Annotated in this window: 18 protein-coding genes and 1 tRNA gene; 17 read left to right on the forward strand and 2 right to left on the reverse strand. The window is 61.2% G+C overall.

The annotated features are described in order from the left end of the window. Positions 1-189: 189 nt before the first annotated feature. Both VH564_RS10125 and VH564_RS10130 read left to right on the forward strand, forming a co-directional pair. On the forward strand, positions 190-1416 hold the full coding sequence (locus tag VH564_RS10125) for an MFS transporter (protein ID WP_423339694.1): 1227 nt from the start codon (positions 190-192) through the stop codon (positions 1414-1416). Further along, the gene (locus VH564_RS10130; protein ID WP_423339695.1) at positions 1409-1951 is read left to right on the forward strand and encodes a GNAT family N-acetyltransferase; all 543 of its coding nucleotides are present in this window, start codon (positions 1409-1411) and stop codon (positions 1949-1951) included. Before VH564_RS10125 ends, VH564_RS10130 begins: the two co-directional genes overlap by 8 nt. Positions 1952-1973: 22 nt before the next feature. Here the strand turns inward: VH564_RS10130 and VH564_RS10135 are convergent, their stop codons facing one another. Beyond that, on the reverse strand, positions 1974-2744 hold the full coding sequence (locus tag VH564_RS10135; protein WP_423339696.1) for a pyrroline-5-carboxylate reductase: 771 nt from the start codon (positions 2742-2744) through the stop codon (positions 1974-1976). Between the two features lie 218 nt (positions 2745-2962). On the opposite strand from VH564_RS10135, the gene VH564_RS10140 reads away from it, so the two are divergent. The 7 genes from VH564_RS10140 to VH564_RS10170 all read left to right on the forward strand — a co-directional run bounded on the left by VH564_RS10140 (position 2963) and on the right by VH564_RS10170 (position 8900). After that, positions 2963-4063, forward strand: coding sequence for a branched-chain amino acid aminotransferase (locus tag VH564_RS10140; protein ID WP_423339697.1), 1101 nt, complete (start codon positions 2963-2965; stop codon positions 4061-4063). A 259-nt stretch (positions 4064-4322) separates the two neighbouring features. Beyond that, complete coding sequence (gene ftsZ / locus VH564_RS10145; RefSeq protein WP_423339698.1) at positions 4323-5351, forward strand: cell division protein FtsZ; 1029 nt, start codon at positions 4323-4325, stop codon at positions 5349-5351. A gap of 458 nt (positions 5352-5809) precedes the next feature. After that, positions 5810-6451, forward strand: coding sequence for a PadR family transcriptional regulator (locus VH564_RS10150; RefSeq protein ID WP_423339699.1), 642 nt, complete (start codon positions 5810-5812; stop codon positions 6449-6451). 11 nt (positions 6452-6462) lie between these two features. Next, complete coding sequence (locus tag VH564_RS10155; protein ID WP_423339700.1) at positions 6463-7275, forward strand: siderophore-interacting protein; 813 nt, start codon at positions 6463-6465, stop codon at positions 7273-7275. A gap of 139 nt (positions 7276-7414) precedes the next feature. After that, a complete protein-coding gene (locus VH564_RS10160) occupies positions 7415-7837 on the forward strand; it encodes a secondary thiamine-phosphate synthase enzyme YjbQ (RefSeq protein WP_423339701.1) in 423 nt (140 codons plus the stop codon). A 123-nt stretch (positions 7838-7960) separates the two neighbouring features. Continuing rightward, positions 7961-8266 (forward strand): hypothetical protein, encoded by a 306-nt coding sequence (locus VH564_RS10165; protein WP_423339702.1) that lies wholly within the window; start codon positions 7961-7963, stop codon positions 8264-8266. Between the two features lie 283 nt (positions 8267-8549). Then, on the forward strand, positions 8550-8900 hold the full coding sequence (locus tag VH564_RS10170) for a hypothetical protein (RefSeq protein ID WP_423339703.1): 351 nt from the start codon (positions 8550-8552) through the stop codon (positions 8898-8900). 92 nt (positions 8901-8992) lie between these two features. Here the strand turns inward: VH564_RS10170 and VH564_RS10175 are convergent, their stop codons facing one another. Then, a complete protein-coding gene (locus VH564_RS10175; RefSeq protein WP_423339990.1) occupies positions 8993-9670 on the reverse strand; it encodes an SIMPL domain-containing protein in 678 nt (225 codons plus the stop codon). 216 nt (positions 9671-9886) lie between these two features. Between VH564_RS10175 and VH564_RS10180 the strand changes: the two genes are divergently transcribed. The 8 genes from VH564_RS10180 to VH564_RS10215 all read left to right on the forward strand — a co-directional run bounded on the left by VH564_RS10180 (position 9887) and on the right by VH564_RS10215 (position 20265). After that, positions 9887-9962, forward strand: a tRNA-Ile gene (locus VH564_RS10180). 212 nt (positions 9963-10174) lie between these two features. Continuing rightward, entirely contained in the window at positions 10175-10975 is an 801-nt protein-coding gene (locus VH564_RS10185; protein ID WP_423339704.1) for an NYN domain-containing protein, read from the forward strand. 189 nt (positions 10976-11164) lie between these two features. After that, positions 11165-13096: a HAMP domain-containing methyl-accepting chemotaxis protein gene (locus VH564_RS10190; protein WP_423339705.1), complete on the forward strand. Its 1932-nt coding sequence runs from the start codon at positions 11165-11167 to the stop codon at positions 13094-13096. A gap of 172 nt (positions 13097-13268) precedes the next feature. Continuing rightward, on the forward strand, positions 13269-14330 hold the full coding sequence (locus VH564_RS10195; RefSeq protein WP_423339706.1) for a PAS domain-containing protein: 1062 nt from the start codon (positions 13269-13271) through the stop codon (positions 14328-14330). Positions 14331-14582: 252 nt separating this feature from the next. Beyond that, a complete protein-coding gene (locus tag VH564_RS10200) occupies positions 14583-15086 on the forward strand; it encodes a molybdopterin-dependent oxidoreductase (RefSeq protein WP_423339707.1) in 504 nt (167 codons plus the stop codon). Continuing rightward, entirely contained in the window at positions 15083-17287 is a 2205-nt protein-coding gene (locus VH564_RS10205) for an ATP-binding protein (RefSeq protein ID WP_423339708.1), read from the forward strand. The genes VH564_RS10200 and VH564_RS10205 overlap by 4 nt, the downstream gene beginning before the upstream one ends. A 10-nt stretch (positions 17288-17297) precedes the next feature. Beyond that, positions 17298-18353, forward strand: a complete 1056-nt coding sequence (locus VH564_RS10210; RefSeq protein WP_423339709.1) for an HD domain-containing phosphohydrolase — start codon at positions 17298-17300, stop codon at positions 18351-18353. Between the two features lie 55 nt (positions 18354-18408). Beyond that, a complete protein-coding gene (locus VH564_RS10215; protein ID WP_423339710.1) occupies positions 18409-20265 on the forward strand; it encodes a methyl-accepting chemotaxis protein in 1857 nt (618 codons plus the stop codon). The last annotated feature ends 36 nt before the right edge of the window (positions 20266-20301 follow it).

The following is a 20301-nucleotide window of genomic DNA, read 5'->3' on the forward strand; positions in this document are numbered from 1 at the left end:
AGACGGGTCCCGAGGTCGATGTCGTCTCGGAAGCCGCAGGCCACTTGCCGGTGAGCATGGCTTGCTGAGGGGTTCCGCAATCGTGAATTGACAAAGCGCAGATTGCAGGGGAGCAGGAGGAAGTAAGTTCCTCATAGCATTCTCCGCGCCGTGTCCTTCCCAGCCGGCCGGTCATCCAAGGATCAACCGATGGACAGCGATCAACCGGCAAGGGGTAGCGTGCTGCGCAATCCCGCCTATGTCTCCTTTGCCGCCTCCAGGGTCTGCTCGCAGTTGTCGTTTCAGGCGGTCACGGTGGCGCTCGGCTGGATGATCTATGACCAGACGCACAGTGCCTATGCGCTGGGTCTCGTTGGGTTTTGCCAGTTCCTGCCGATGGTCATCCTAACCTTCATCGTCGGCCACGTCGCCGATCGCTTCGATCGCCGTCGGATCGGCCTTGCCTGCCAGATTATCGAGGCACTGACGGCAGCTTTGCTGGCCGTCGCGGTGTGGAGGGGATGGCTGGGGCCTCCGGGCATCCTTGTGGCCGTTGCAGTGATGGGTGCTGTCCAGGCCTTCGAGCGTCCCACCATGGCGGCGCTGCTGCCGAATATCGTACCGACCACCATGCTGCAGGCGGCCATCGCCACATCGACATCGATGATGCAAACCGCGCTCATCGTCGGTCCTTCCGTCGGCGGACTGCTCTATGGCGTCGATGCGGTCGCGCCTTTCATGCTGGCCGCAGTGCTCTTTGTCATTGCCAGCTTCAACGTCATTTCCATTCGCATGGCGCGCAGAGCACCGCTTGCGCGGGCGCCGGTGACGCTGAGTTCGGTCTTTGCCGGGGTGGCCTTCATCCGCAGCCGGCCGCTGATGCTCGGCACCATCTCGCTCGACCTGTTTGCCGTGCTTCTCGGCGGAGCCACCGCCCTGTTGCCGATCTTTGCAAGGGATATCCTACTGGCGGGCCCGTGGGGATTGGGATTGCTGCGCGCCGCGCCCGCCATTGGCGCGCTTGTCATGTCCATCGTTCTGGCGCGGCACCCGCTACAGAGCCGCGTCGGCGCCAAAATGTTGTTCGCCGTTGCCGTTTTCGGCGTCGCCACCATCGTCTTTTCGCTCTCGGGCAATATCGCGTTGTCGGTGCTTTCTCTGCTCGTCGTCGGCGCCGCTGATACTGTCAGTGTCGTGGTGCGCAGTTCCCTGGTGCAGTTGCTGACCCCGGATGCGATGCGTGGCCGCGTCAATGCCGTGAACTCGCTGTTCATAGGCACTTCAAATCAGCTCGGAGAGTTCGAATCGGGTATGCTTGCAGGCCTAGTCGGGCCGGTGGAGACGGGGATTATCGGCGGTGTCGGGACGATCGTCGTGGTGCTGCTGTGGATGCGGCTGTTTCCGGCGTTGACCAAAGTGGAGACATTGAATGGCTGAGGCTGTAACGCTCGAAGCTTTCGCGCCGGAGCATTTCGCGGCGCTGATCGGCTGGTTTGGCAGCGATGCCGATCTGGTGCAGTGGGCAGGGCCGACGCTTCTGTTTCCGCTCGATGCTGCGCAATGCGCGGCGATGTTGGCGGAGACCGAAGGCTTGGCACCGCAGCGGCTGATCTGGATGGCGAAGGCCGGGGACGGGACAATTGTCGGCCATGCGCAGTTGGCGCTAGATTGGCGAAACGGTGTCGGCCGGCCGGCGCGCATTGGCATTGCGCCTGAGATGCGCGGCCGTGGCTTTGGCTTCTCGATGATGGCGGCTGTCGTCGAGCACGCCTTCTCCCTCGAGGGGATGGAGCGCCTCGAGCTCAATGTCTACACCTTCAACACAGCTGCGATCCGAACCTACGAGAAGCTGGGCTTTGTCCACGAGGGCGTCCGTCGTGCCTGCGCGAGGGTGGGCGACGAGCGCTGGGACATGGCGATGATGGGGGTGCTGAAGTCCGAGTACCGGCCGATGTCGACCGGCGTATCCTGACGAGCCGTCTCGAACCCGAGACCTATCTGCCCTGGATGCGGGCAAGCACGCCGTCGAGCGCTTCGGTCAACGCCGTCGCTCCGCCCTTTCCAGCGAAATCCACGAATACCTGTTCGTTCAGGCCGCCCTTGGTCGAAAATTCGGAGCGCAAGGTTGCGAAATCGGGTGCATCCGGCCGGGCAGCCGTCTGCGCCAAGCTGGCAAACAGCGGCGCCAGATAGGTCTTCGCTTGAGGGTAGGGCATGCCCTTCGCTTCAAGCCAGCGGGTGCTTATCTCGAGGATGCCGAAATAGGTACCCATCAGGGCACTGGCGGCGCCAAGCAGCTGATACTCCTCCTCGGAGTTCGCCTCGATTGCCGATCCCAAGGCATTGAAAAGGGCAGAAACTGCGGCATCGGCTGGATAGAGGGCCGTCACGCCCGTCCGTTCGGCGACGAAGGGGAGAGGGATCGCCCGGGTGAGGCGCAGGTCGGCGCCGATCCATTCCGATAGAGCCCGATGGTCGGTTGCAGCGATCAGGCTGACGATGTGCTGATCGGGGCGGAAACGCAGTTCCCGCACCACACCTTCCGCCACCTGGGGACGGATGGCGAGAAACACCATGTCGGAGCCATCCACCACGTCCTGGTTGTTGGCGGCGATGGCAACGAGTGGCGATGCGGCAGCGAGCCTGGCGGCGACATCGGCGTTGCGCGGAGAAACGAGGATGGAGCCGAGCGTCAAATCGCTGCCGAGCAGGCCGCTGACGATCGCCTCGGTGATGGCCCCGGTGCCGACAAATCCCAAACGCATGGCTGCTTCCTTTCTGGCTGAAAGAACCATCTACCGGTGCCGGGATGATCGAGGCAATTGCTGCGTTTGGCATTAAAGGCCTCGGCGGCGCCGATAGAGCGAAAAGACGACGTTTTTTGAAGGCTGCAGCACTGCCCATTTGCTGATTTCCTCGTTATTGTCCGGTGAATCATCGGCGGGCGGCAATGGACGAGCGCTGCGTTACCAAGGTGGATGGAATGAACACGACGACAGATATGGCCGACATCAGGATAGATTTTCATACCTCTCCGGTCTCGGATGAGGACCGGGCGTTGGCGCTGGCGACCCCTGGCTTCGGCAAGGTGTTTACCGATCACATGGTGCTTGCCCGCTGGACCACCGAGAAAGGCTGGCACGACGCCAAGGTGACGGCCCGGCAGCCGTTGTCGATCGATCCGGCGAGCGCGGTGCTGCATTATGCGCAGGAAATCTTCGAGGGCATGAAGGCCTACAAGACGGCCGACGGCCGCATCCTGCTGTTCCGCCCGGAAGAGAACGCCCGGCGCTTTGCCGAGTCTGCCACGCGCATGGCGATGCCGCCAGTTCCGGAAGAGCTTTTCATCAAGGCGGTCGAGACCCTGGTGCGGGTCGACAAGGCCTGGATCCCGTCTGGCGACGCCAGCCTTTACCTACGCCCCTTCATGTTCGCCAACGAGGCCTTTCTCGGCGTCCGTCCGGCCCATGATTATATCTTCTGCATCATCGCTTCGCCGGTCGGCTCCTATTTCAAGGGCGGCAGCAAGGCGGTGTCCGTCTGGGTCGAGACCCATTATACGCGCGCGGCCAATGGCGGCACGGGGGCTGCCAAGTGCGGCGGCAACTACGCAGCAAGCCTGGTTGCGCAATCCGAAGCGGCCAAGCAAGGCTGTGACCAGGTGGTGTTTCTCGATGCCGCCGAGCATCGCTGGATCGAGGAACTGGGCGGCATGAACGTGTTCTTCGTGATGAACGACGGGAGCATGGTCACCCCGCCGCTCGGCGGCACGATCCTGCCCGGCATTACCCGTAAGTCGGTGATCGCGATGGCCAAGGAAAAAGGCCTTCGGGTCGAGGAAAAGCGGTATTCCTTCGAGGAACTGCAGCAGGATGCCGCCAGCGGCAGGCTGAGTGAGGCCTTTGCCTGTGGTACCGCGGCGGTGCTGGCGGGCATCGGCCTGATCAAGCATCCCGAGGGTGAATTTTCGATCGGCGACGGCCAGACGGGCGCGCTGACCACGGAACTCCGTACCGCGCTTGTCGGCATGCAGCAGGGCGCCACCAACGATCCGCATGGCTGGACGCACGCCGTCGAGGCTTGAGACCGTCGCGCCAACAAATGGCTCCGGCCCTCGTGGCCGGGCCGAGAGCATTTTTGCTGCGGCAATTCCCTGAGCGAGCCGGTCGGGCGGTCGGGACATTTTCACCGCGCTTTCGCCTGTTTTTGGATATAGGCCTGCTATTAGCCATTTTATCCCGCTAGATTAGCTCAATTGATTCGAGGCGGTCGGCAAACCCGACCACTTTACCGCGTGCAAAGACATTGAACGCCCACGGCGCCGTGGGCCCTGGAGACGACACATGGCCATCATCACAAAGCCTGATATTGCCGAGATGCGGCCGAAAATCACGGTCATCGGCGTCGGCGGCGGCGGCGGCAACGCAATCAACAACATGATTGCCGAGGGCTTGAGCGGCGCGGAGTTCGTGGTCGCCAACACCGACGCGCAAGCGCTGACGATGTCGAAGGCAACACGACTGATCCAACTCGGCGCCCAGGTAACGGAAGGTCTCGGGGCCGGCTCGCTGCCGGAAATCGGCCGTGCGGCGGCCGAAGAGTCGATCGATGAAATCATGGATCATCTGCAGGGCACCCATATGTGCTTCGTCACCGCCGGCATGGGCGGCGGCACCGGCACCGGTGCGGCTCCCGTGATTGCAGCGGCCGCCCGTGCTGCCGGCATCTTGACGGTCGCCGTCGTCACCAAACCCTTCACCTTCGAAGGCAAGCGCCGCATGGAAGCTGCCGAAGAGGGCATCGAACGGCTGCGCGAGGCGGCCGATACCGTCATCGTCATTCCGAACCAGAACCTCTTCCGCATCGCCGATGCCAAGACGACCTTTGCCGATGCCTTCGTCATTGCCGACCGGGTTCTCTACTCTGGTGTGGGCTGCATCACCGACCTGATCGTCAAGGAAGGCCTGATCAACCTCGATTTTGCCGACGTCAAATCCGTCATGCAGGGCATGGGCCGGGCGATGATGGGCACCGGCGAAGCCTCGGGCGAGGGCCGCGCGATGAAGGCGGCAGAAGCCGCCATCGCCAATCCGCTGCTCGACGACGTTTCACTGAAGGGTGCCAAGGGCGTCCTGGTTTCGATCTCGGGCGGCATGGATATGACGCTGTTTGAAGTCGACGAGGCAGCGACCCGCATTCGCGACGAAGTCTACGAGGACGCCGATATCGTCGTCGGCGCGATTTTCGATCGCAATCTTGATGGCGCCTTCCGCGTATCGGTCGTGGCCACGGGCCTTGATCGCAGCCATACCAACAGCGAAATCGCAGCAAGCAACGCGGCTGCCGACATGCAGCGCCGCACGCTGCAATAGGTCGTCAAGACAGTCAAATTTGCCTTTTGGCCGACCGCGACCCGTTAAATGGCCGCGGTCTTTTTTTTGTGTTTCCCCGACAGGTCATAATCTACCGGAGGATGAGAATCTGCTGTCAAAGTAGTTGATTTTAATCATCTTTCTTGTGTGGCTATGCTGCAGTGCCGTGCAGACCCTGATTGTATGCAAAATGTTCTCTGTTCATTCCCACGAAAGTTAGGGGCTTCTAATGTTAACTTTTGCGCAAATTGATAATTGCTAATTATACCCCCTGGCTGTGTTTTGTCCTTGCAGCTGCTCGACGTCTTTGCCCGGTCGTCATCGTCTCATCCTTCAAGCCTGGCCACGTTTCGTCCTCGGCTTTTCACGCCGCCGTGATGTTCACCCGCTTGCAGAACAACACAATTTTGATATATCTTAAGATATGTTTTTTGCTGTATTTTTCGAAAGGATCGGCGATGCGCGGTCACGATGGACGGGATAGACACGGACGAGGCGGCAGCGGACATGGGCCAGGACATGGACCACGTCACGGGCCCGGGCGTTTCGAGGGCGGCTTTGCCTCGCCCGGCGGCTTCCGCGCTGGACGCAAGCTCAGCTCGAGCGATCTGCAACTGCTGATCCTGGCGCTGCTCGCGCGCCAGCCGGCGCATGGTTACGAGCTGATCAAGACAATCGAGGAGATCTCCGGCGGCTTCTATACGCCGAGCCCGGGAATGATCTATCCGGCGCTGACCTACCTCGACGAAATCGGCCATGCCGTGTCTGAAGCGGATGGCAACAAGAAGCTGTTTAGGATCACGGATACGGGGCTGTCGGCGCTCGACGCCGATCGGGCGGGGGCCGAGCGGATTCTCGAGGACCTCGCCCGCATCGGTGCGAAGATGGAGGCCGTGCGCGACGTGATCGAGGGGCGGGGACCACAGCCTGGCGAGGACCCGGAAGCCCACGGGCACGAGGCGCTGGAAGTCGCACGGATCGCAATCAAGACTGCGCTGTTTCACAAGCGCGGCTGTTCCCCCGACGAGGCCGGCCGGCTGGCTGACATCCTTCGCCGCGCCGTCGTCGAAATCAATCGCGGCTCGATGCCGCCTCCATGACAGGAGACTTCATGACGGAAAAACATTCGATCGGACGCGTTCGCCACGAGCTGCGTCGCCGACTCCTGACGGTCACGGCGACTGAGCGCATGACACCCAACATGCTGCGTATCACGCTTGCCGGCGAGGATCTCTCCGGCTTTGTCAGCGCCGGTTACGACGACCACGTCAAATTGTGCTTCCCCAAGGCGGGAGAGGAAATACCGGTGTGGCCGGCTGTCGGACCCGCTGTCGTGCCGCTGCCGGAAGGCACAGTCGCCTCGCCAATGCGTGATTTCACGCCCCGGCGTTACGATGCAGAGCGCGGGGAGTTGTTGATCGATTTCGCCCTGCACGAGGGCGGCGCCGCTAGCGACTGGGCCGCAACCGCGGTCCCCGGCAGCCGTGTTGGTGTCGGAGGTCCGCGCGGTTCGTTCGTCGTTGCCGACGATTTCGACTGGTACCTGCTGATCGGCGATGAAACGGCTTTGCCTGCGATCGGTCGGCGGCTGGAGGAACTGCGTGCGGATACGCGCGCCATCGTCATCGGCGCTGTTGCTGGGCCCGCCGAGGAGCAGACTTTCACCAGCCGCGCAGCCCTCGACGTCCGCTGGCTGCACCGGCCGCTGACAACCGCAAACGACGTCGCCCCATGGCTTGCGGCCATCTCGGATCTTTCGCTGCCCAGCGGTGACGGCTATGTCTGGATTGCCGGCGAAACCAATGTCGCCAAGGCTCTGCGCCGGGTATTCGTCGAAGAGCGTGGCGTCCCGCGCGGCTGGGTCAAGTCGGTTGGATACTGGCGCTATGGCAGCGAAGGCTTTCACGAAAGCCATGGCGACTGAGAGATCGTCTGCGCTATCCGGCACGTCTCCATCTCATCGGAGACGTGCCGAAGCCGGGCTTGGTCAAGCGAAATAGCTGCCCTTGACTTTGGCAAAGCTGCGACCGACCTCAATGGCAGCCCGAACCGAAGGAGCTTTCATGCCGCAGACCGTCCTCACCCTCTCCACCCACGGCCAGGGGCTCTATGAATTTACCGACCAAGCGGCTGCCTTCGTCCGCCGATCTCCCAGCGGCGAGGGGCTGCTGACGGTTTTCGTGCGTCACACCTCCGCCTCGCTGCTCATCCAGGAAAATGCCGACGACGACGTCAAGGCCGATCTGGACGGCTTTTTCCGCCGGCTCGTGCCACCTTCCTCCGATGCTTCGATGCGCTGGGTCATTCACACAGCCGAGGGACCCGACGATATGCCGGCACATATCAAGGCGGCGCTAACCCAGACATCGATCGGGATCCCGGTTGCCAATGGCCGTATGATGCTTGGTACCTGGCAGGGGATCTATCTTTTCGAGCACCGCGATCGACCGCATCGCCGCGAGGTGGTGCTGCACCTTGGCGAATGAGGGCGATGTGGTGGCTCTGAACAATACGTGAATGCGCCGTTGGCTTGTCGTTCAAGCTCGCTCCCCTAGCTTGGCGGTCATGCCCGATCGCACGGGCAGGATAAGCAAAAAGGGAGTGAAACGATGAAACTGCTTTTCAAACTCGGTGCCGCCGGCCTCATCGCGTTGGGCGCATTGTCCGCGGTGGCGCCTTCGGTTTCCGCTGCCGGTCTGTCGTCGACTGTCGAGACCGTTCGCTACGACCGCCACCATGACGCGCGCAGTTGCTCACCGCTGGTCGCGGTCCGCAAGGCTCGCGCCTATGGCCTGCGTCACGCCGAAATCTCCAGGATCAATCCGCGCCGCGTCGTCGTCACCGGGCGCACCCGCCACGGCATGGACAGGATCGTCTTTGCCAATCAGCGCGGATGCCCAATGCTGCGGCGCTAACGGATAGGCGATGCCACGATATCCCGGCGCTCATCGCGCCGGGACAAAGGCGGAGACCGCACGAGCGGAATGGCAGCCACCTGACAATACCGACGGGGTTTCTCCAGGCAGGAATTTCGTGCAGGCCGATCATCTTAGCTCTGGCGTCGCGCCGAACTTGCTTTTAACTGAACAGTGCCAATGGCTGATTCTGAACTGTCTGCCGCTTCCGCCGTTGACCAGCACCGTTCGGGCGGGAGGCTCGGCCGGCAATGACGATGCGTATTGATCCATGGAGGATGACATGAAACACATTCTAGCCAAAGCCGCAGTGGCGGCGGCACTGATCGCCGGAGGCCTGTCAGGCACTGCGACGTCGGCGTCGGCCCAGAACCTCGACATCTATGTCGGCCCTGGCCATCACCGGCCGCCACCGCCTGATTACTACGGTCGCCCGCCACCGCCACCTCCGGGCTTTCGCGGCCGCGGTTGCGACCTGCGCCAGGCGGAAGACATCGCCCGCGACTACGGCCTGCGCCGGGCTCGCGTTGTCGACGTGACCCCGCGCCGGGTCGTCGTCAACGGCTTCAGCCGCCGCGGCCCGGACACGATCATGTTCGCCAATGTGCGTGGCTGCCCGATGATGGGCCGATAGAGTTTTTATAAAGTCGCCAAACAAAGCCGCCCCCGTTCGACGATCAGGGGCGGCTTTTTTCATCAGGCTGAGGGGCTCAGGGCCGAATGAGCCTATTGCTCGAGCGCATAGGTGACGTTGACGGTGACATCGTAGCTGTTCTCACCGGCAGCAACCGGAACTGCGCTGTCCGACGCCTGCTTCAGCATCATCGGGCGCATCAGGGGCTGGGGCGCGTTGCGCACGGCGTTTTCGGTGATCTCGATCACCCGGCCAACCTTGACACCGGCGGCTTCCGCGAGTGTCTTTGCCTTGGCGCTGGCATTGGCCATGGCATCCTTGCGTGCCGCTTCCAGCACCGCTTCCGGCTTGTCGTTGACGAATTGGATGTCACCGCCCTGATTGACACCGAGGCCGACGGCCTGGTCGATGATGCCGCCGAGCTTGCCGAGGTCCCGCACGCGTACCGTCAGGCCGTTGGTGACCTGGTAGCCGACCAGTTCCGGCGGCGCCTGCTGGCCGTCCTTGGCTGGCGGATAATTGTATTGCGGCTGGATGGCAAAGCCGGAAGTCTGCAGGTCGCGCTCGGCGATGCCGGCATTCTTCAGCGTTGCCAGCACGGCGCCCATCGCCTTGTTGTCCTGGTCGAGCGCGTCCTGTGCGGTCTTCGACTGCTTGACGACCGAGAGCGTGACGACCGCCATGTCGGGGGCGACGGCTGCCTGGCCTTCGCCTGATACGCTGATCCGCGGCTGACGCGGCGGCTCTTCGGCACGGGCGGCCGTCGTCATCAGCGTCAGCAAGGCAAGGCCGGCGAGCGCGGCGCGGGTGGGGACTACAGGATTGCAGGCCATGAATCGTTTCCTCCGTTGTGGACTTCGACATCCCTTGTGTCGATTGATTGTGTAGCCAATGCGGCAGTCCCTTGTCGCGAGCAAAGATTTGGGTTAGAGGCTGGGCGTGCCGAAGGACCATTGCTTCGGCACTGCTGCGCAGCGCGCAGGGTCGGGCCTGTAGCTCAATGGTTAGAGCCGGCGGCTCATAACCGCTTGGTTGGGAGTTCGAGTCTCTCCGGGCCCACCAATTTCTTCTAATTTTTCCCAAGTCTGCTACGCCGCTTGGTCGCGCTTCCGGTGCAATGCCAGGACATGCCCCGAATGATTGTGCATTTCTTAAATGAGTGGCTCCTATACTTGCGACAATAGGACGGTTGGTTTGCGAAGGTGGGACGGCGCTGGTCGTGGTGTGCCTTTAAATTCGGTAGTTTTGCTCATTGTATCTCAGAGGGTTGCCGTATGACGATCGATACACTTGCGCTCCTTATAGATGGCGACAATGCTTCCCCGAAGATTATCCCCAGGTTGCTGACTGAGATCGCCAACTACGGCACGGCGGGCGTGAGGCGCATCTACGGCGATTGGACCAAACCGAACCTGAACGGCTGGAAGGAATGCCTACTGGAGCATTCGATTCAACCCGTCCAGCAGTTCGCCTATACAACAGGCAAGAACGCCACGGATGGCGCAATGATTATCGACGCCATGGACCTGCTGTACACGGGACGCTTCTCGGCATTTTGCATCGTCTCGAGTGATAGCGACTTTGCCAGACTGGCGTCGCGGATACGCGAACAGGGGATCACGGTCTACGGCTTTGGCGAGAGGAAGACCCCCCGGCCTTTCATCACGGCATGCGACAAGTTCATCTATATCGACGTGCTCAGCCCCATCGTCCACGCCGGCGTCCCGCAGCCAGCTGTCCCTGTGAAATCTGCACCGAAGCCGAAAGCGGCTCCCGCGCCAGCAAAACCCGATGCGGAGAAAGCTCGTCCATCGCAGGGGGGAGTGGCAGGGGGTAATTTGAACAAGGCCGCCTTGGAGATGCTTCGCAAGGCGGTCAAGGCAACGGCAGAGGAGGATGGCCGAGCCAATCTCGGTCGGGTCGGCGCGCATCTCGCGCAGCAATCGCCGGACTTTGAGGCCAGAAATTACGGCTATGCACGGCTTAGTGATCTTGCGGACGCATCAGGCATTCTTGTGGTCGAGCGCGTAGGCGACCAGAACAAGGTGGTGACCGTGAGACTTAAGACGTCATAGGCCGGCAGTGGCCGGACGTGTTGAACCCTCGATTTCCGGAACTGCAGCGTCTTCGGTTAAAGGATATACGTCCGCGTGTAAGTGGGCCCAAACCGACCGATTCAATCCGTTTATATTATAATTAAGAATTCTAAAATATTATCACTCCAAATCGCTTGATAGACAGCAAGCCATGCGGAGCACGAGACTATGAGATTGTCAGTCGCAGCCAAACTCCTTTGTATATTTACCCTCGCTGTTGCATTGACTGCAGGGCTCGGGATCTTCGGGATTTACTCCCTTCTCGAGATCAAGGACAAGACCGACGTGATCGTCGGCAAGCGTGTCCCTGGCTTCATTCTTCTTGGTCAGATGAACGCCGACATCGGCGACGTTCGTATCGCGCAGGGCGCGGTCCTCGGTGCACCCGCCGAACAGCGGCAGACATTCCAGACCAGCTTGAAAACCACGATCGCCAAGGTGGAGGAAGATATTCGCGCCTACGAGCCGCTGCTCGTCGACAAGGAAGACATCGATATCTTTGCCGAGGTCAAGCGCAACTGGGCCACCGTGCTGAAATCCTGGGCCGAGATCGATGCGCTTGTCGGTGCAGGCAAGCGGGAGGATGCCAATGCGCTCTTCTTCGGCAAGGCGCTTGGCCAGTATGAAGCAGCCGGCAACAATGTGCAGGCGGCTGTCGACGACCTGGCCATGAATTCGAAGGACGAGGGTGGTGCCGCTTCTTCGACGGTCGCGTTGGCCGCCGTCGTCACCTACGCCGCCGTTGCCGTTGCGCTGTTGATCGGCATCCTGTCGGCAATCTTCGCCGTCATCAATATCTCTCGCCCCATCGGTGGCATCAACAAGGCCATGCGCAACCTGGCGGCCGGCGATACCGACGCGGCCATTCCCTATGCGAGCCGCAGCGATGAAATCGGCGAGATGGCGGATGCCGTCGAGGTGTTCCGTCAGGCGGCAATGGTCAACAAACGGCTCGTCCATGAGGCGGAGCAGAACCGTCGTGAGGTGGAAGCCAACAGAATCGCAGCCCAGCAGCAGGCAGAACAGGATGCGGCTGAGCGCCTGCGGGTCGCGACGTCAGGCCTGGCGGACGGCCTGAAGAGGCTGGCGGCTGGCGATCTTTCGTTCCAGCTGACCGAACCTTTCTCGCCGGACTTCGACCGGTTGCGCCATGACTTCAACCAGTCGGTCGAGCAACTGGGCGCGGCGCTGTCGTCGATCGCCGAATGCGTCGATGGCATGGGCAACGGCACCCGCGAGATCGCCGCTGGAGCGGACGATCTCTCCAAGCGCACCGAACAGCAGGCCGCCTCGCTGGAGCAGACCGCAGCTGCTGTCGACGAAATCACCGTCAACGTCGCCAATTCCGCCAAGCGGACCGAGGAAGCACGCGATGTTGCGTCGCTGGCCAACCAGTCCGCCGGAAAATCGGCTGAAGTCGTGTCCCACGCCGAAGAAGCGATGGAGAAGATCGAGACGTCTTCGCAGCAGATCTCGAACATTATCGGCGTCATCGACGAAATCGCCTTCCAGACCAATCTGCTGGCACTGAATGCTGGCGTTGAAGCTGCTCGTGCCGGCGAGGCGGGCAAGGGCTTTGCCGTTGTTGCGCAGGAAGTCCGCGAATTGGCCCAGCGTTCGGCCCAGGCCGCCAAGGAAATCAAGGGCCTCATCCAGGCCTCCTCCTCGGAGGTGGCGAACGGCGTCAAGCTGGTGCGCGATGCCGGCGGCGCGTTGAAGACCATCGGGCAATTCATCGTCGAGATCAACGGCCACATGGATGCGATCGCGACATCGGCCAAGGAGCAGTCGACGGGGCTGCTCGAGGTCAACCAGGCGGTCAACTCGATGGACCAGGCAACGCAGCAGAACGCAGCCATGGTCGAGCAATCGACGGCCGCTTCGAATACGCTTGCCAACGAAGCAAGCAGGCTTCTCGATCTTGTCGGCCAGTTCAAGCTGCCAGGGACGAGGGGGGCGCCGTCGGCAGCGTTGCGTCACGTGGCGCAGGCGATGGCGGCACCCGCGCGTGCGCCTCGGCACATGTCTCAACCGACGCCTGCCCGCAAGGTCGCAGCCTCTGGCGGCGGTAGCGCCGGTGTAAGCTGGGAAGAGTTCTAGCGCTGGCAGCCTGTGGTTGAGCTGGGGTCAAAGATCGGGCGGTGCCGGCAGCGACGATCCCTCCAATCGAGATCGGCTGCCAGTCTGACCCACGAGCAGTAGCGAGCCGCCGAGAGCGGTTCGCCCTGGCCAGTCTCAGCACCGGCTCAACTGAATTCTAGAAGGCAAACCCATGGCGGCACACAAGCTTTTCAAGAGTCCGGACGCCAAGCTGAGGTTGGCGGAGGAGAAGGTCGGCTTTGGCACATGGACCTGGGATCTGGAGACGTCGGAAGTCGTCTGGTCGCCCGGCCTTTGCCGGATCCTCGGGGTCGATCCCCACACCGTCGTCCCCACGATCGAGCTCTACCAGTCGCTTTGTCATCCGGAGGATCAGCTGGATTTCAACGATGCCATTGGCATCGTGTCCTCCCGCAAGCTCGAGAGCAGGATCTTTCGCGTCATCCGTCCGGATGGTGCCCAGCGCTATCTCCATAGCAAGGCGGAGCCGCATTTCGAGAGGAACGGCGCACTGGTCATGCTGATGGGCGTGATCCGCGACGTCACCGAAGAGCAGGCGCTGATGGGTGAATTCGCCTCGCAGCGCGAGGTGGCGAAGGTGTTGACGCATCTGGTCGAAGGTACGGTGTGGCGCGCCTATCCGGACGGCAAACTGATCGAGACGACCCACTGGATGAAGCTTACCGGGCAGACACCGCAGGAGGCCCGCGACTGGGACAGGCTGGCTGCAATCCATCCCGACGACAGGGGGGCGTTCCGGCAGGCCTGGCGTGATGCGATCGTTGGGCGCACCGCGCTCGACGTGACGATCCGGGTGCGGTTGTTGGACGGTAGCTTCCAGCGGCGTCGGTGCCGCGCGCATCCGCTCCTCGACGGCACCGGCTCGATCCAGCAGTGGATCGGTCATTCCACCACCATCCAGGAGCGATCGGAAAGACCGGCGCAGGAGGCGTTGCTGACGTCTGCCCAGATCAGAGCCGCCAGGGCGCTGCTCGACTGGACCGGTCCGGAGCTCGCCGATCGGGCAGCCGTTTCCTTTTCGACGATAAGGCGCATGGAGCAGGACGCATCTTCCGTTCGCCAGGAAAGTCTCGTCCGCGTCCGCTCCACCTTCGCCTCAGTCGGCATCACGTTCTCGGTCGACGCGCGGGGGAAGCGGACAATGAGCTTTTTCGAAGATGACGAAGCCCTGCCGTCCGAGGACGATGCCGGTGCGCTCAAGAGGCACGGCTAAAAGTTCGAGCGGCGCGGCTCTTGCCAGCTACTCCGCGCTTCGCAATTTCTGCTCAGCGTGCTGAAGATTCCTGGATGTTTTCTGCTCAGCTGCAGAGATTGAGCAGAAAATGCTCATTCAAACACTGGAGAACCGCGGGTGTACGAAAGGAATCCGCAGAGACTTTCAGATAGCAATGGGAGCTGCCGTAGTGCACCCCGACGTCATGACGACGTGCTCCAGGCTTAGGCCAATTCTATCCAGGACAGTCCCATGAACAAGCTCTATCTGGCGATCCTGCTGGCATCTGCAGTCGCCGCACCGAATATGGCGCTCGCTCTCGATAAGCCCTCTGGGCCGGTCGTTCTGACGGTTAGCGGGGCGTTGGATCATCCAAACGACGGCAAGGACGCCAAATTCGACCTTCCCATGCTGGAGGCTCTGGCCAGCCGTTCGGCGACAATGTCCACGCCGTGGACCGAGGGGAAGACGACATTCTCGGGGCCGTTGATGAGTGCCGTTCTGGATGCTGTCGGGGCGCATGGCAAGACATTCAAGGTGGTCGCGCTCAATCAATACTCCGCCGAGATCCCGGCCGAAGACGTAACAACGATTAAGACGATTCTTGCGACCCGGATGAACGGGAAGCCCATGTCCGTCCGCGACAAGGGACCGCTGTTCCTGATCTATCCCTTCGACATAAATCCCGAACTCTATAACGAGAAGTATTTCTCGCGCTCTGTATGGCAGATCAAGGCGATCGAGGTCGCAGAGTGATCAGACGGGGCGACCGCGAGATTATCCGCACCGCAGGGAAGGCAACGACCGTTCTCCAGGTCTTTGCCTTGGTGCTGATCGTCCTTCTCGCGTCCATCTACGGCGACATCTCGAGCCGATACTCGGCGCTGCAGGACGGTGTACGCGAGAATGCGATGTGGTCGGTCTATCAGCTCGACCGCGAGGCGCGCACGCTGAAAGAGACGTTGGACGACATCGTCGGACAGAAGAAGTACGAACGCGAAAAACTCAATTTCCTCGCGCTGAATTTCAACATCCTGTACTCGCGGATCACCACCCTCGAAGACTCCCATTTCGAAAAGAAGTTCTCTGCCGACCAGCGCGTGGTCGGCCTGATGTCCGACGTCAAGCGCACCGTGCACGGCGCGACGCCGCTGTTTGACGATGTCGATGCCGGCAAGCCGATATCACCGGCAAGCCTTGCCATTCTCCATTATGAGATCGGCATCCTTGTCAGGAAATGCGGCGACCTTCTGGCCTATACCAACAGCACGCTGTCCTCGGATCGCGCGGACGAGCGCAGCGAGATATTGTATCTCGAAAGAAAGTCTCTGATCCTCATCGGCTTGCTGGTGTTCTCAGTCGTCATTCTCATTCTGATGCTGCGCCTGCAATTGCGTAGCCTCAGGAGCGCCGGGAAAAGCCTCGAAAGCATGGCCGAGCGCGTCAACCTGGCCTACCAGGCGGCGGAGGACGGCAATCGTGCGAAGTCGCAGTTCATGGCGACGATGGGCCATGAAATCAGGACGCCGCTCAACGCCATTCTCGGCATGGTCGAGGTTCTGGAGCTCTCACCGCTTTCTCCCGACGTCGAAGCCGGCATCAAGACCATTCACCGGTCGGGGGAAGCGCTGCTCGACATCATCAACGAGATCCTCGACTTCTCGAAGATCGAGCACGGCAATCTGGAACTTGAGTGCCGGCGCGTCGATGTCCGGGCCATGGCCGAGAGCGCCGTTGAGATCATGCAGGGTCGGGCCGTCGAGAGTGGCAACGAGATCCTTCTGGACATGCCGGCCGAGCTCTTGGTGCCGTGCATCCTGTCCGATCCGACGCGGATCAGGCAGATCATACTCAATCTGATGAGTAACGCTCTGAAGTTCACATCCAAGGGGACGGTTACCCTTCGCCTGCGAGAAAGCCAGGTCGGGACACAGGCGCTGCTGCGCATAGAAATCGAGGACAACGGCATCGGTATCGATCGCGTGGGCGTTGAAAAACTGTTCCAGCCGTTTTCCCAGGTCGACGCGAGCATCACCCGCAAATATGGCGGTACCGGGCTGGGCTTGACGATCTGCAAGCGGATCGTCGAGAGGCTCGGTGGGAAAATCGGCGTCGAAACGACCATCGGCAAGGGAAGCACCTTCTGGTTCGAAATTTCGGTACAGCCGGCCATCGGCGAGGTTGCCCCTGAGCTTGCCGCCCCCGAAGTTGGCAAACTTCCGAAGCTGCGCGTGCTGCTTGTCGATGACAATGCCGTCAACCGCCAGGTAGCAGGCCGCATGCTCGAGCATCTCGGGCAGGAGGTCGTGGTTGCGGGCGACGGGCAGGAAGCAGTCGAAATCACCGCGCGGGAACGGTTCGACCTTATTCTCATGGACATGCAGATGCCTGTCATGGACGGCATCGAAGCTACCGCCCTGATCAGGGGCAGACGGGACGCTGCGTCGAAAACGCCCATTATTGCCATGACTGCGAATGCCTCGGAGGCCGACCAGCGGCGTTGTGCCGACGCCGGGATGTCAGGATTCCGCTCCAAGCCAGTGTCGATCGTCGTGCTCCGGGCGTTGCTTGCGGAATTTGCGCCCGGCGAGCCGAGGTCCGCTGGCGTTATCGTCGATCGAACGCCCTTGCCCGCCATATCCGCTCCCTCCGACGTGTTCGATCAGCGGAAGGCGGAAATCGTCGATGCGCTGGGCGAGGAGGTCTTTCAGGAGCTTCTCCAGACATTCTTCACCGACGCGACGCGGCTACTCGCCGACCTGCACGAGGCCATGGCGCGAGGTGAGACGCATCAGATCAAACGTATACTGCATACGCTGAACGGGGCTGCCGTGAATGTCGGTTTTAACGACATTGCTGCTGTGTCCCATCGGCTGAGTGCGGAAGCCCCATCCGTTGACCATATTGATGAACTCACCAGCGCGATCCGCGAACGTCGCACGACGCTGGCTGCTTGAGGAGGACTTAATGCGAATCCTACTTGTAGACGACAACAACACCAACCTGCTCTTCCTGTCGAAGCTGGTCGAAAAGCTCGACGGTTGCCAAGCCGTCCCCTTCAGCAGTCCGCAGGAGGTACTTATGGCGATGCCGGAACTCGAGTTCGACATCGCCGTATGTGACTTTCAGATGCCTCTCTATAATGGCATCGAGTTGATGGCCGAGGTCATCAAGTTCGAAAAATACCGGCAGAAGCCCTTTGTCGTGGTCACCGTGGACACCGACATGCAGACGCGCATGACGGCGCTGAACGCCGGTGCAATCGACTTTCTCAACAAGCCGGTCAATCCGCTGGAATTCGAGGCGCGCATGCGCAATCTCGTGGCGCTCAGCGAAGCGAGAGCTCAACTCGCCAACAAAGCCGAATGGCTTCGCCGGGAGGTGGAAAAAGCCGTCGCCGACCTGCGCGAGCGGGAACGCGAGATCATCGACAGGCTGACAATCGCCGCCAGCTACAAGGACCCGGAAACCGCGCGCCACACATTGCGCGTCGGCCTCTATTCGGAGGCGATCGCCAGGGCTTACGGCCTTGATGAAAAACTCTGTCACGACATCCTGCTGGCCGCGCCCATGCACGACATTGGCAAGGTCGGCATTCCCGATGCCGTGCTCCTGAAAAAGGGCAAGTTCACCGAGGAAGAGTTCAACCAGATGCAGCGGCACACGCTCGTCGGCTGCGAGATCCTCGGTCAATCCCCTTCCAGCCTCCTGCAACTCGCCGCCGAAATCGCCGGAAGCCATCACGAGCGCTGGGATGGCAATGGCTATCCTCTAAGGCTGAGCGGCGATGACATCCCGCTACCCGGCCGCATCGTTGCCATTGCGGACAACTTCGACGCACTGACGACGGAGCGTCCCTACAAGGAAGCATGGTCGTTCGAAAGAACGGTCTCCCATATCGCCGAGCGGGCTGGAACGCAGTTCGATCCGCAATGCGTGGCTGCCTTCCTCACGGTCACCGACACATTCGCCAGCATCATGCAAGAACACAGGGCACGCGAATGTCCGCAGGCTGTCGCCTAGCTGCATCAGCTGTTCAGTTTTGATGCCAATTCAATAATAACAAAAGGGCCTACAGATGAATATCAGCATATCCCGCACGCTCGTCATTTTCGGGCTTGTGGTTGTCGTCGGGCTCATGATGTCGATCGGTCTGCAGACGTATACCCTCGCAAATCTCAAGGTGAACGGACCCGTCTACAAGTCGATCATCGAAGGCAAGGATCTTGTCGCCGATATTCTCCCGCCGCCGCTGTATCTGATTGAGTCCTACATGCTGGCGAACGAAATCGTCAGCAACCCCGATCTCGCTGGCGTCAATGCCGACAAGATCCTGTCCTTGAAAAAGGACTACGACGCGCGTCGTGCCTATTGGAAAGCATCGGGCCTGCCCGACCAAATCAAGGCCGAGCTCGACAACGACGTCCTTGCCAAGGCCGACCTGTTTTGGACCGATATGAGCGAGCGCTTCCTCCCGGCCGGCACCGCTGCGGACAGAGCGGTCGCGCTGATCGAACTCAAGAACGCGTTCCATGTTCACGAGAAGGCCGTCAACGAGCTGGTTGCTATGTCCGACGCCTTTTCCAAGGCGCAGGAAACGGAAACCGCGCAAGTGTCGCTGAGGCTTGAATCGCTCGCGCTCGGCGCCGGCGGCCTGTCAGTTGTGATCTTCCTCGCCGGCCTTGCCACCATCCGCCAGAGAGCGATCCGACCGATCACCAGGATGACAACCTTCATGTCTGAAATGGCGCGCGGTAAGCTCGACGAACGCGCGCCCTACGCCAACCGTGCCGACGAGATCGGCGCAATGGCCGAAGCGCTCGACGTCTTCAGGACCGCCGGCCTGGAAAACCGCACCCTCCACGAAGAGGCCGAGGCGACGCGGGCGCTGACCGATAGCGACAGGCGCGTGCGCGAGGCCGAGCGCCAGATCCAGGCCGCGCAGTTGAAGACCGTTGTGGACGCACTCGGCGCAGGTCTCGGAAGGCTTGCCGATTGCAACATCCGCATGACGATAGACGACCCCTTCAGCGACCAGTTCGAACCTCTACGGGCCGACTTCAACAATTCGCTGGCGAATTTCCAGGCGACGCTGGAGGAGGTGCTGATGAAGACGCATCTGCTGCATGGCAACGGCACCGAGATGCAGGAGGCAGCACACGGGCTGTCCAAGCGCACCGAGGAACAAGCCTCCGCACTGGAGCAGACGTCAGCCGCACTGGAGGAAGTGACAGCAACCGTACGCTCCTCTTCGGAGCGAAGCCTCGAAACCCGCAATCTTGTCGCCGATGCCAAGCGCTGTGCGAAAGATTCGATTGCGACTGTCCAGCAGTCGGTCGAGGCGATGAATCGTATCCAGGCGGCATCGGGTCAGATCAGCCAGATTATCGGCGTTATTGACGAGATTGCTTTCCAGACCAACCTCCTTGCCTTGAATGCCGGCGTCGAGGCAGCGCGGGCAGGCGATCACGGCAAGGGATTTGCCGTTGTCGCCCAGGAGGTTCGAGAACTGGCCCAGCGATCGGCAAAGGCTGCGAAAGAGATCAAGACGCTGATCGTCAACTCATCCTCCGAGGTGTCCGCCGGTGTGAAGCTTGTCGGCGAGACCGGCACAGCCTTGCGCAAGATCGAAGGCTTCGTCTCCGATATCGACACGAAGGTCGATGCCATCGCCACGTCAAGCGTCGAACAGGCAACGGGCCTGCAGGAGATCAGTGCGGCGGTCAACGCCATCGATCAGATGACGCAGCGGAATGCCGCGATGGCCGAAGAGACGACGGCGCTCAGCAACGAGTTGTTTACCGGCTCCGCCGTGCTGACGGAGCTCGTCGGTCGCTTCAAGCTCAATCGGAGAAGCTCAATCCGCCAGCCGGGCGGCGAGGCTACCTCTGTCGAGCAAAGCTGGGGCGTCGAAATGGAACGCAAGCGAGCCTGATCGCCACCCTGAAAAGACGATGCCCCAGTTGCATAA

The organism is Rhizobium sp. HT1-10, assembly GCF_049472505.1.
Taxonomy (GTDB): domain Bacteria; phylum Pseudomonadota; class Alphaproteobacteria; order Rhizobiales; family Rhizobiaceae; genus Rhizobium.